Origin of the sequence: Paenibacillus sp. V4I7, assembly GCF_030817275.1 — a bacterium.
Taxonomy (GTDB): Bacteria; Bacillota; Bacilli; order Paenibacillales; family NBRC-103111; genus Paenibacillus_E.
In genome coordinates, this window is sequence record NZ_JAUSZD010000002.1 from 7934721 (window position 1) to 7947379 (window position 12659).

11 protein-coding genes and 1 pseudogene are annotated in these 12659 nt (G+C 45.9%); 6 read left to right on the forward strand and 6 right to left on the reverse strand.

Translation table 11 applies throughout. From position 1 onward, the window contains the following. The first annotated feature begins 103 nt into the window (after positions 1–103). Positions 104–1012, forward strand: a complete 909-nt coding sequence (locus QFZ80_RS37195) for a copper amine oxidase N-terminal domain-containing protein (RefSeq protein ID WP_307563625.1) — start codon at positions 104–106, stop codon at positions 1010–1012. 103 nt (positions 1013–1115) lie between these two features. Here the strand turns inward: QFZ80_RS37195 and QFZ80_RS37200 are convergent, their stop codons facing one another. Continuing rightward, positions 1116–2030, reverse strand: coding sequence for an AraC family transcriptional regulator (locus QFZ80_RS37200; protein WP_307550142.1), 915 nt, complete (start codon positions 2028–2030; stop codon positions 1116–1118). Between the two features lie 162 nt (positions 2031–2192). Here QFZ80_RS37200 and QFZ80_RS37205 point away from each other — a divergent pair, with 162 nt between their 5' ends. The 3 genes from QFZ80_RS37205 (at position 2193) to QFZ80_RS37215 (ending at position 5976) form a co-directional block, all read left to right on the forward strand. Then, positions 2193–3953: a glycoside hydrolase family 35 protein gene (locus tag QFZ80_RS37205; protein ID WP_307563627.1), complete on the forward strand. Its 1761-nt coding sequence runs from the start codon at positions 2193–2195 to the stop codon at positions 3951–3953. A 22-nt stretch (positions 3954–3975) separates the two neighbouring features. Further along, positions 3976–4812 carry an alkaline phosphatase family protein gene (locus QFZ80_RS37210; RefSeq protein ID WP_307563630.1) on the forward strand — a complete coding sequence of 279 codons (837 nt, stop codon included), beginning with the start codon at positions 3976–3978 and terminating at the stop codon, positions 4810–4812. Positions 4813–5007: 195 nt separating this feature from the next. Further along, a complete protein-coding gene (locus QFZ80_RS37215) occupies positions 5008–5976 on the forward strand; it encodes a CapA family protein (RefSeq protein ID WP_307555801.1) in 969 nt (322 codons plus the stop codon). Positions 5977–6080: 104 nt separating this feature from the next. Here the strand turns inward: QFZ80_RS37215 and QFZ80_RS37220 are convergent, their stop codons facing one another. Genes QFZ80_RS37220 through QFZ80_RS37230 form a run of 3 tightly spaced genes read right to left on the reverse strand, consistent with a single transcriptional unit; the run spans position 6081 to position 9105 of the window. Further along, on the reverse strand, positions 6081–7115 hold the full coding sequence (locus QFZ80_RS37220) for an NAD(P)-dependent oxidoreductase (protein WP_307563632.1): 1035 nt from the start codon (positions 7113–7115) through the stop codon (positions 6081–6083). An 8-nt stretch (positions 7116–7123) separates the two neighbouring features. Further along, a complete protein-coding gene (locus QFZ80_RS37225) occupies positions 7124–7981 on the reverse strand; it encodes a DUF6807 family protein (RefSeq protein ID WP_307563634.1) in 858 nt (285 codons plus the stop codon). Between the two features lie 20 nt (positions 7982–8001). Then, positions 8002–9105 carry a Gfo/Idh/MocA family protein gene (locus QFZ80_RS37230; protein ID WP_307550134.1) on the reverse strand — a complete coding sequence of 368 codons (1104 nt, stop codon included), beginning with the start codon at positions 9103–9105 and terminating at the stop codon, positions 8002–8004. Between the two features lie 173 nt (positions 9106–9278). Between QFZ80_RS37230 and QFZ80_RS37235 the strand changes: the two genes are divergently transcribed. Together QFZ80_RS37235 and QFZ80_RS39260 are read left to right on the forward strand one after the other, a co-directional pair. After that, the gene (locus QFZ80_RS37235; RefSeq protein WP_307563636.1) at positions 9279–10352 is read left to right on the forward strand and encodes an AraC family transcriptional regulator; all 1074 of its coding nucleotides are present in this window, start codon (positions 9279–9281) and stop codon (positions 10350–10352) included. A 10-nt stretch (positions 10353–10362) separates the two neighbouring features. Further along, a pseudogene (locus tag QFZ80_RS39260) lies at positions 10363–10494 on the forward strand (helix-turn-helix transcriptional regulator); the annotation flags it as partial. A gap of 67 nt (positions 10495–10561) precedes the next feature. On the opposite strand, the gene QFZ80_RS37240 reads toward QFZ80_RS39260, so the two are convergent. Continuing rightward, entirely contained in the window at positions 10562–11611 is a 1050-nt protein-coding gene (locus tag QFZ80_RS37240; RefSeq protein ID WP_307550131.1) for a Gfo/Idh/MocA family protein, read from the reverse strand. Then, the gene (locus QFZ80_RS37245) at positions 11608–12621 is read right to left on the reverse strand and encodes a zinc-binding dehydrogenase (protein WP_307563638.1); all 1014 of its coding nucleotides are present in this window, start codon (positions 12619–12621) and stop codon (positions 11608–11610) included. The genes QFZ80_RS37240 and QFZ80_RS37245 overlap by 4 nt, the downstream gene beginning before the upstream one ends. Positions 12622–12659 lie beyond the last annotated feature (38 nt).

Here is a 12659-nt window from a genome sequence, read left to right on the forward strand (position 1 = left end):
GAAAGTGCCATTTTGTGTGCTGTGATACAGAATGTTGTCTGTTTGTGAGGTATAATGAGTGAACCAACAAAAAACGACAAATTATTCTGGGAGCGTGTACAGCATGAAATGGAAACTTAACATTGTGGTTTCGTTAGCAGTTCTGGGTACTTTATTAAGTTCTGCGGCATATGCAGAGCCTAAGCATGATAAAGGTTCGAATCAATCTAGTTCGAGTACAAGTACAAGTACAAGTACAAGTACAAGTACTAACGATCAAGCGGATGGGAAGCTGAAGGAGAAAAAGGAAAAGAAGGAAAAGAAGGTTTCCGGAGAAAAAGAAACGGTGACTTCATCTACCTACGGTTCTCATGGACATAAGGGGTATAAAGGTTTACAGAACGCGTACGAAAATGTCAAAGACCGTCCTGCCGGTGCCATCATTTCCAAATTGTTGGAAAAGTATAATTTGCAGTTAAATGATACGGCAGATATTGGTTCAATTCTCGCGGACTCGGTTATTGAAGCTGAGAATAACGGGGATTTGGACATAGCTGCAGAGATTCAAACAGAAGTGATTAAATCAGATTCAACGAACCTGACTGTATACAAAAAGCTTGGAGCACTGAATAGCAAGAGAGGCAAGCTTGGTGTCAAAGCTTACGTTAATGGCCTTGAACCTAACTTTGAAGTCCCGCCAATGATTAAAGATGGGAACACGTTAGTTCCTTTCCGAGCGATTGCTGAAGCCTTGCAGGCTACCGTTACTTGGAATCCAGAAGATAACTCGGTTACCGTAGTGAAAGATGGTGTCACAGTGAAGCTTGTAATAGGTGTTCGTAAAGCCTTTGTGAATGGACAAGCCGTTGATCTAGAAGTGGCCGGAGAAGTCTATAATGGGTCCACGATGGTGCCAGCTCGCTTCATTAGTGAAGCGCTGAAAGCCGATGTGCAGTGGGAACCAGAATCACAAAGCGTCGTGATTAACGAGGTTGAAGAACAAACACCGGACATAGACGCATCACAGGAGTAAAATCGCGAGAACGCCCGTAAACCGGGACACAGGAGTAAAATACGCAAAACACCCGCAAACTTCATAGTTTGTGGGCGTTTTTGTTTGTAATATCGTAGTTCCGCTAAAGTACGAGCGGCTGCTGCGTGGCATGATGCTTCGGCTTGAATTCACTTGGCGACTGGCCGGTCCAGCGCCGGAATTGTCGTGAGAAGTGGCTGGCCGAGTGGAAGCCGAGCTTCTCCGCAATGTCCGTCATTGGCAAATTGGTTGTGACGAGCAGCTCTTTGGCTAGATTCAGCTTTTGCCGGCTGACATACTGACGCGGCGATAGCCCGTACACCTTGGAGAAGAGCTTGCTGCATTGACTGCGGCTCAGGTTCAGTTCTTTCGCAACCCCCGCGACGGACGCCTCCTCACAGAGACCGAGCGATAGCTTCTCTTCAATCGCATGGGCGACATCTGCGGTGAACAAGGAGGCGTCTTTGTCCTTCGTTGGCACATGTCTACTTAGTGAGTCGTGTTCACGTATTAAATTTAGCACGTCATGAATGATGAGCAATGTATATGAGTGCAGCAGCAGCTTATCCTCGAAGCGCAAATAGGGTTGCTGCTCTTGCTTGGCGGTATCCTTCGACTGATTGCGATGCATGACGGCCTCTAGTTCGCTCAAGTAGAACTGAAGCTTGCTTTGCTCTGCATCTTGATGATGGATGTGCCGATAAGGAGTCGTCGATAGCAGGCTGCGTATTTCGGTATCATCTAGATCGAAATGCACATTAAAGTAGCCGTAATCTACGGAAGCCAAATTCGAAGATTGATGCCTGATGCCGGATTTGATCAGCAGCCAGTCTCCTTGCCGCATCGTAATCGATTCGCGGTTCATTTCTTGCACAACTTCACCCTCCGAGCAGTAAAGCAGCTCAAACAAATGATGATGATGCCGAGGGTAGTGCCATCCCGGGGGCTTCAAGCCAAAATGGCATCCTACTACTTGTAAGGTATTGATCATATTCGGAAAACGGTACAAATCTTCCATGAAGGGCTCCCTCCGTATGTCATCGCTGTACGTTCCATCATATCATTGAACTGGCACATTTGGTATAGAAAATGCTCCATTTGGAGATTGAGGATTGACCGACTTTTCAGCGATGATTAGATCATTAATACACTATCGCATTCATTAGTCGGAGGGATAACCGTGGCCATTTTACAAGCCCAAAATAAGCAGTTTCTTTTAGATGGGAAGCCTATTCAACTTATATCTGGAGCCATCCATTATTTTCGCGTCGTGCCTGATTATTGGGAAGATCGTTTATTGAAGCTCAAAGCCTGCGGGTTTAATGCCGTAGAGACGTATATGCCTTGGAATTTGCATGAACCGGAGGAAAATGTTTTTAATTTCGCTGGCATTGCGGACGTGGAGCGATTCATTCGGAAGGCTGGCGAGCTAGGGCTGCATGTGATCTTGCGACCGAGCTCTTATATCTGTGCGGAGTGGGAGTTTGGCGGATTACCGGCATGGCTGTTGAAATATACGGATATGCGGCTTCGCTGCATGGATCGGGCTTATCTGGAAAAAGTAGACCGTTACTATGACATGCTGATCCCTCTATTGGTCCCGCTGCTTAGCACAAATGGTGGACCCATCATCGCGATGCAGATTGAAAATGAATATGGCAGTTACGGCAATGATACGGCGTATTTAACGTATTTGCGGGATGGGTTCATCAAGCGCGGCGTAGATGTTATGCTGTTTACGTCTGACGGTCCAGAGGACGGCATGCTGCAGGGCGGGACTGTTCCAGGCACGCTTGCCACGGTGAACTTCGGTTCTAAACCGGAGGAAGCTTTTGATAAGTTTCGTGAATACCGTGTTGATGAGCCACTCTTTTGCATGGAGTACTGGAACGGTTGGTTTGATCACTGGTTAAAGCCTCACCATACGCGTGATGCGGGCGATGTTGCGGACGTATTCGACCGTATGCTTCGCGCTGGCGCCTCAGTGAATTTCTACATGTTCCACGGCGGGACGAACTTCGGCTTCTACAACGGAGCGAACTATCATGATAAATATGAGGCGACAATCACTAGCTACGACTATGATTCGCCTTTGTCCGAATGCGGAGATGAGACCGAGAAATATAGAGCTGTCCGCAGCGTGATTGCTAGCTATCTAGGAAAAGATGTTAAGGATTTTCCAGAATGGCCTGCACCTATTCAGAAGAAAAGCTATGGTCGTATCGCTTTGACTGAAAAAGCAGATATGCTTGACCATTTGACACAACTCACGAAGCCGGTACTGAGCACCTATCCAGAGCCGATGGAAAAGCTGGGCCAAAGCTATGGATTCATCGTGTATTCCACGCATGTGTCCGGGCCGCGTACGGGTGAAAAGCTGCACCTGCAGGAGGTACATGACCGTGCGCAAGTCTTCTTGGACGGTGTCTACCAAGGCACGGTGGAAAGATGGGACTCGCGTCCACTCCCGATGGATATTCCCGCTCAAGGTGCGAAGCTGGACATTGTGGTCGAGAACATGGGGCGCGTCAACTACGGTCCGAAATTAAAGGACTATAAAGGTATAACAGAGGGTGTACGGATGAACAATCAGTTCTTGTTTGATTGGACAATATATCCACTCCCACTGGACAATTTGACGACGGTTCCATTTGGACGCTCTGCTGAGGTGAGTGAAAGGAATGATCGTCCTGCCTTTTATCGAGGAGAATTCACCGTGGAAGAAGCGGGGGACACGTTCGTTCGTTTAGATAGCTGGTCGAAAGGCATAGTCTGGATTAATGGGTTTAATTTGGGACGTTACTGGGAGAAAGGGCCGCAGCAAACGTTGTATCTACCGGCGCCATTACTGCGAATTGGACGCAATGAAATTATCGTATTTGAATTACATCATACGGATACGTCGGTCATTGAACTGACGGATACGCCGGATTTGGGATAACTTGTAGTCGGAGGGATTGACAATGGCATCATCAATGGCGGTCAAAAGAGTCATCATTCTTGGTATTGATGGAGCAGGGGCGTTCGTCAGCGAAGCTGATACGCCGTATATCGATGTACTCCTCCTGGGCGGAGCCAAAACGAATCATGCCCAGACCGTATTTCCCTCCAATAGCGGGGAATGCTGGGGTTCTCTGCTGCATGGTGTAACGCCTGAGAGGCATGAGTCCCATTTGAATATTAAAATGGAACAGAACTACCCAATAGCCTCGGATGCGCCTTCCTTATTTCAAATCATAAGCGAAGCCAAACCTAACAGCCAAATGGCATCCTTCGTCTCATGGAAACCGATCCAGACCGGAATCATTGAAGAGAACGAATCGGTATATAAATACGCTGCACCAGATGAAGAGTTGGTTCCTGCCATTGTCGCGTATATCCGTAACAATCCGGATTTTGAGCTGCTGTTCGTTCAATTGGATGATGTGGATGCTGCCGGCCATCAGCATGGGTATGGCTCCGAGGAGTACTTAAAGGCGATCTCGCGTGCAGACAAACAAATCGGTGAGATCAGTAAAGCCATTTTAAATGCCGGAATGCTGGAAGACAGTCTGATTATCGTAACGACGGATCATGGTGGCGGAGGCTTGGATGCTTTCAATCATGGCAGCGATCATCCGAAAGATATGACGATTTTCTGGGGCTGCCGTGGTTCTGGCGTTCAATCAGAGGCTGATTTGGTTGGCCTGACTATCATGGACACGGCTGCCGTCGTGCTGTCTGCGCTGGGTCTACCAGTCCCGGGTAATTGGGATGCCAAGCTTCCGAACGGGTTGCTGGTGAAAACGGGGCAGCGCTAAGGATTACGCACAGCGGCTGGAGCTAGCCATACGTTGTATGGGCTCAGCACAAGGAGTCAGTCACGAATTTTCGTAAAGGAACCTCCAAATCCACCTGAAGTGGGAATGGAGGTTCTTCTTCCAAAGCTCAGCCTATTTTGCAATCAACACCCCCTTTCATCGAATAATGTGCTCATGAGAGGAGTGAAAGCATTGGTGCAAATAACGATTGCCGCTGTGGGAGATTTGTTGATGAAAAGTGAAATCATTGACTCTGCTAAACAAGGAGACGGATATTCGTTTGACTCTATTTTTGAACCCATTAAACCTTATCTAATGAACCACGATCTTTCGATTGGTAATCTAGAGACGACCTTCTCCGGGAACAGGAAATTAGGCGCGATGGGAATCCGACCCAAATGCAATTGTCCAATGGAACGAAGAAATCCGAGAACAGGGTATCCCGTATTCAATTGCCCGGATGCATTAGCAGCAACGCTAAAAAACGTAGGGTTTCATGTATTAACAACTTCCAATAACCATTGTATGGATGGTGGTGCAGTCGGCTTAAAGCGAACATTGAAGATCCTCGATCAACATGGGCTCAAACATACGGGGACTTCTCGTACCCTTAATGAAGCTAATCAGCATCTGATCATGCGTGTAAAAGGGGTGAATATTGGCATTTTGGCCTATACCAAAGGGACGAATGCCATACCTGTTCCTCATCGATGGATGGTTAATCCATTTGATCGAAAAAAAATGATTGCAGATATCCGCCAATTGAAAAACAAAACCGATTTCATCATAGTATGCTTACATTTTGGGAAAGAGTATCAGACGTACCCGAGCAGGGATCAGAAACAATTGATACAGTTCCTCTTTAAACAAGGCGTTAACGTAATCTTAGGTTCACATCCTCATGTGCTGCACCCGTTAACTCAGACCGTAGTGAAAGACAACGATGGTAAGGTGCGTAATCGAGTCGCTGCTTCCTCCTTAGGCAACTTCGTATCGTCGAAGCTGACGAGAAGTGAGAATACGATTCGGGGAATGATTTTGTCGTTGACTCTAACTAAAAATGAAAGTGGCGTCATAGATGTTATTAAAATTGACCGAATTCCCACGATAGTGGAGAAGAAGAAAGCGGATAAGACTACGTTTACTGTTGTTCCGGCTAGATAACACAATAGGGGGATTTTCCAAAATCCATACGATGGCATATCGAACATAAAAAAAGTGCCTCTCTACATGTAATCACATGAGAGGGGCACTTTTGATTTATTTTTTTATTCATATTGTGAAATCGGAAGGAACTGTTCGACTAGTTTTTCGGCCCAACGTTGATTCGCCTGCACAGTTCGTCCAGCGTTATGTGGGGTGTGAACAACATTGTGTCTTCCTAACAGCGAGTCCTGCAATGGTAAGGGCTCGATATCAAATACATCTGCTGCAAGGCTAATCTCATCTTTAAGAACACGCTCACGAATTGCCTGCATATCGCAAATTTCCGCTCTCGTTACCAGTACCACTAAACATCCTTTAGGCAGTGAATGAATATGTTCCGATGTAAGTAGTCCTCTTGTTTGCTCTGTTAATGGCACCATGGGTACGAAAATCTCAGCATCATGGATGAGTTGACTCAAATGCCATTCTTTTCTAGCTCCTGCACGGTGAAATGAAGGTTCCGTAGCGAAGGGATCCCACGCCGCAACGTCTGCCCCAAGCATGCTGACAAAGCTTGCATAACGGGAAGCAATATTGCCTGCCCCAACAATACGGACTCGTTTACCTTCAACGGTTCCATTCGTAAAGTTGGGATCGTCACAAAACTGTTCTCCTCTTTTTTTCGGTGTGCCTACACCATTCTCAGGTTCATAATTCCAGGGCTGCAAGCTTGAAATGATGTCATGATGCGTTTGAGGAATTCTACGTAAACCACATAAGGTTAGCGCCAGACCAAATTCGGATACCGATTGTCCCCAATAACCTTCGCTTGGATGCGTGTACATGTTAACCCCTGCATCTTTCAAAATGGCCATTTGTTCTTCCGTTACAGGACTCCCATAGGAGCAGGTTGTAATAACGGCTTCTTTTAAACTACTGAAAGCATGTAAGCAATCGGATGTTACAGCTACATTTAAAGAAATCAAACGGGTAACGCTGCCGGGTTCGGGAACAAGCTCGCCAAGCGTTTTTAACTCATTAGGGGCCAATCGAATAAAATCAGTTGATCCTTGGGCTTTCCAAAGTGTGTGAAAGTGGTCCGCGGTCCACGGCCAGGTCGCATCGAAGCTAGGATGGACGATAATAACGCTTCTCATAATAGGATTCACTCCTTGTAAATTGATATTTTTGACGCAAAATTTCGCCAGTTGTTATTCACATGGGATGGATCCATATCACCACAAAATACGAGTATCCGATATTGATGGATTTGTGTTTCTCCTTTACCAAGCATCCACTGACCTGCAATACACCGGCTTGGTGAAATACCTAATTGTCCATCAACACGCCATGGCACAGGATGTTCAGCATTGTTCGGATGATCCATAAGCACAAAGCCAGCGTTATCAGTTCGGCCTTCAATCGGCATTCTGCAGGAAACCCAACGGGCACGTTTTCCCTCTGCTTCACCATTTATTTGAACTTCACTATTGAGCGCTTCGCCTCCTAGTTCATGACGATAAGGCATACGAAGGAAAAGACCGCCGTAATCGTAACGTCCGAAAGTTAGCTTGATTTCTGCTCGTAAGGACCATTGGAAATCAAGCTCATATGTACTCCTCAGATCATGCAGACTCCATTGCTGCCGTTCTGTTATCATGTGGTTTCCTTCTGGATCGCGCCACCATGTTTCAATCTCCCATGAAGCATGGTGTAGATTAATAACCGCAGGCTTGAGCGGCAGAGGGTGAAAGCTGCCGTCCTTTGGATGATGATTAATGCCTTCCTCCCAAAATCCAATGCCATTTACATCATTCAAACCGATATAAATGCCATGCTGCCAGGGGTGATGAGGCGGAGCATTTTCAGTTAACACACCATTTCCATCCGGAGCAAGGATGGGGTGAATAAAGGGACGTTGATGTGTTTGTGCATTCTGTACAAGAATCGGATCTGGATGATTACCACGATAAATACGTATGCTTTGTTCATCATTTTCAGCTCTTAAATAAGGAATATCCATGGGGATGACCTCCATATGATTTAACGGAATATTGGCAGCTTCACTTGCGCACCATTGTTCATGGCGGATTCATGTGCGCATATGCCGGCACAAGTCCAATTGGCAGACGTATAGCTATTTGGGAAAGACTCACGCTTCTCAACTATGCTCATGATAAATTCATGTGCCAAATGCGGATGGGAGCCACCATGCCCGTTTCCTTGTTTAAAGGATAAATGTACGTTATCTGCCGAATCGTAGACACCCTGCATCGTATATTTACGTATGCCTTCTGGGAGCAAGTTTGCATAATCTGGAATTGTAACCCGCTGGGCGTTCTCTCCGGTGAAGATAATAGGTTCTTCTCCTTCTAACTGCTGCCATTCAAAGCTCATTTGATCCGCATAAACGTCGAAGCTTTCAACATATTCACGGGATGTTTCAAATAGAGAACGCGTAACCTCCATGGCAAGATTAGAGTCACGAAGTCGGAATAACGCGGATTCGACTGCAAAAGGTGACCCATATTTTGCAGCAAGATTGTCAGCTATTTGTCCAGAACCTAGGCACGAAACGAATTCTGCTTCCTTGTCGGCAAGTGCGAGCAATGGACTTACCGCGTGCGTCGCATAATGCATGGGTGGGAGCCCTTCCCAATATCCAGGCCAGCCTGACATCTCTTGTTGATGAGCTCCGCGCAGGAACTGAATCCTCCCAAGTTGGCCGCTGTCCCGCAATGCTTTCACATATAGAAACTCGCGGGTGTAAACGCAGGTTTCCATCATCATATAATTCTTCCCAGACAGCTGCCCAGCTTCGACTATTCGCCTACAATCTTCAACTGTCGTTGCCATAGGGACTGTACAAGCTACATGCTTGCCTGCCATCAATGCCGCAATGCTTTGCTCGGCATGGTTTGGAATTGGTGAATTAATATGTATGGCATCAATGTTGTCGTCCTTCAGCATGTCATCAAAACTGGAATATCTAACTTGGATACCGAAATGGTCACCTATTTGATTCAATTTATCCGTTGTTCTTTGACAGATGGCGTACATGTCCACATGGGGATGATTTTGATAGATTGGAATAAATTCTGCTCCAAAGCCTAAACCAACAATGGCGACTCGTATTTTTGAAGACACAGGTGGATCCTCCTATCATATTCCGTTTATAAATTGACTTTAGACCAAACAACAAAGGAAGTCGATGAGATTATTTGCTTTTTAAAATGAGATTTTTCACCTGTTCTTTTATAGTTGTAAATAGTAGAATATAACCATATATTAGTTACTAGTGCGTAAAGGGGTGTTTGCGAATGAGTTTATTCACATCAAGATTCAACGAAAACTTATCCATAACGAATCCACAGCAAAAACAGGTTGCTCTTTTAATTGAAACTTCGAATGGGTACGCTCGTGGACTTCTTAGCGGGATAAACACCTATTTGCGCGAAAACCGTCCTTGGTCGATATTTCTCAGTGAATATAGCCGAAATAACACCGATTTGAGTTGGCTTCGTGAGTGGCAGGGTGATGGTATTATCGCCCGTATAGAAAACGAGCAAACCGCGCGGTTTATTAAGGACGCGTGTCTTCCAACAGTGGACCTCAGTGCCTCAAGAATGATTCCGAGCCTTCCTTATGTAGAGACCAATGACCAATCCATTGCTCAATTGGCTGCAGAGCATTTTCTCGAACGAGGTTTTAAACATATAGGATTTTACGGGGACTCTCGTTTTCGATGGTCTAAATTACGATGCACCTATTTGGAGGTCTATCTTGCGGAGAGAGGCTATCATTGCCATGCTTTTGAAGCCTCTGAAAATCTATTAGGTGAAAAATCATGGAAGACAGAAAAAGACAAGCTGGTCCAATGGTTGTATGACCTACCCAAGCCAATAGGGATAATGGCGTGCTATGACATTTGCGGCCAACAGCTTCTCGAGGCTTGTCGCATTGCTCGGATTCCCGTTCCTGATGAAGTGGCTGTCTTGGGTGTGGATAACGATGAGCTCTTGTGCGAATTATCCAATCCCCCCTTATCCAGCATCCAAACGAATGCCGTCAAAACAGGCTACCAAGCAGCGGAGTTACTCGAACGTATGATGTCAGGTGAAGTAATAGGGGGACAAATGCACTTGATTGAACCCTTAAATGTTCAAGTCCGATTGTCAACAGATGTTCTTGCCGTAGAGGATAAAATGGTATCTGATGCCGTACGATTTATTCGCAATCATGCTTATGATGACATTCAAGTTCAAGATATTCTTGATCAACTTAAGGTTTCGCGTCGTATATTGGAAAGCCGATTTCAGAAAGTATTGGGTCGCACACCACATGATGAAATCATAAATGTAAAACTTAAGCTTGTAAAAAAAACTACTTCTTGATACAAAACTTTCATTAGCCGTCATCGCCGAACGCATCGGCTTTAAGCATACAGAATATATGAGTGTAGTCTTTAAGAGAGCGACTGGAATCAGACCTGGGGAGTTTCGTCAGCAGAATAAACATCGAATGCAAGATTTGTAGACAAAAGTGCCACTCTCATTGCAATCGCGTGGGAGGGGCACTTTTTACATTTTATTGTAGAAAAGAATTAGTTAATTACCACCAGCTCCGGAATAACGACGACTTTCTTCAATTGCTGAGATTCCATACCCGCAAGTATGGTCTGAAGTGCTCTGTACCCATCCACTCCGGTAATTTCATGGCCGCTTCCAGACAGAATACCTTCGACAAAATGATGAATAACACCCGAATTATGCTGCTCCCCAGCCTTATTGGTTTGCAATGCCCCGACTTCATGGTAATCCCTCATACCGTCTGAGTATTCAACGATCACTCCGAAACGGTCATCGGTTCCGATTTTTAGTGTACCTTTTTCGCAGTATAAAATAGTGGCGTTTATTTCATTCGCGTAATTGGTCCAACTGGCTGTTAGCGAGCCAACGGTTCCGCTCGCTGTTTTCAATAATATCATCGAGTGATCGTCCACGTTCGTAGGTTTATGCAGCGTCGAGCAAAATGCCGTGACTTCCATGAAACTGTCTTCCAACAGCCAGTGGATCAAATCCGCTTTATGGATGCCTAAATCCCCTAATGCCCCGGAAAAGGCGTGCTCCTGGTTGAAAAACCAGCTGTTTTTGCCATCTATGCTCCAATGTTCGGGTCCAGAATGACCAAATACCGTACTAAAGCTTAACACCTTGCCTAATTTTCCGGATTGTAAAATGTCTTTCGCTTTGCGATGTGCCGGCATAAACCTTTGATTGTGGCCGACCATCAAAAACACATTCTGTTCTTTGGCCGTGCGAATCATAGCTTCCGCTTCTTTCAGAGAGGTGGCCATCGGCTTTTCGACCAGTACGTGAATGCCCAATTCCATGGCTTCAATGGACACCGAGCTGTGAAGATGATTCGGGGTACAGACGGAAACAGCGTCAATGCCGCCACTCTGCAGCAATTGTTGATGTGTTTGGTATGCATTCGGTATACCAAACTGTCTAGCGACTTCTTGTGCGCGTTCCAAATTAGGATCACATACAGCTACAATGACTACATCCTTATGTGCAAGGTACTCAGGCAAATGGCGGCGCTGTAAAATGGCCCCGCATCCAATTAGTCCTACCCTCAATTGTGATTTCACAATTCGCTTCCTCCCATTAATTTCGTCCAATCAAACAGAACGCCCATGGCAGAACTACGGTTTTGCACCAATGAATCGTACACCTGCGGGGCCTCTGATGGAGAATAATAATGGGTAATCAAAGGTAACACGTCCATTCGTCCCTGCGCGAGATAACTTAAAAATAAGGCGGCCATTTCAGGATGATTCCAACCTTTGTAATTCATTTGGGCGTGGATACCCAGAATGGAAACGGAATTAGACACAACATTGCGCCCCATTCCCTGCTCAGAAGGTGTAGCTGTATCTCCCAGCAAAATAACTCGTCCCAAAGGCTTGACGAGCCGAGTGGCTTGGGCTAAAACGGCCGGATGTCCGGTAATGTCGAAGATAACATCCAGCATCCTGCCATCTGTTTTATGCTTGATTTCTTCATGTGCTTTTCCCGCATCCATGGGAAGCAGATGAATGCCCGGTCGTTCTTGAACCAGCTGTAAACGGCTCTCAGCAGGATCGATGGCGAAAATCTCTTTCACCCCAGACAGATATAAATATTGAGTAACCAGCTGTCCGAGAAGTCCGAGACCGATGACGCCTACCGTTTCTCCTAGCTGCAGCTCTGCTCTTCTTACACCAAGTTGTGTTGTTTTGGAAAGATTGATCCATGCGCCTTGCTCGGCGCTGATATTCTGCGGAAGAAGATAGGCATGCTTGGCATCTGTTTTAAAATATTGCGAATGCGAATTCTCGACAAATACGCGATCGCCTTTTTGTATTCCCGTAACTTCAGGGCCAACTTCAAGCACTTCAGCCACCATACAATAACCGGGATAGAAAGGATACTTCACCCAGTCCGACCAGTTGGTATCGGGGTCAAATACACCTCTAAGGCATTGAAGCTCTGTCCCTGTACTAATCAGGGAACATAGAGCGGCACATAAAATTTCGGTCTGGCCGATTGTAGGATCGAATGTTTCCTTTCGGACCTCAACCTTTTGCTTTTCTGTGAAAACGATACGCAGTGTTTCCATTTCCCTACCTCCTCGAACGGGTTCATTGACCCTCAAGA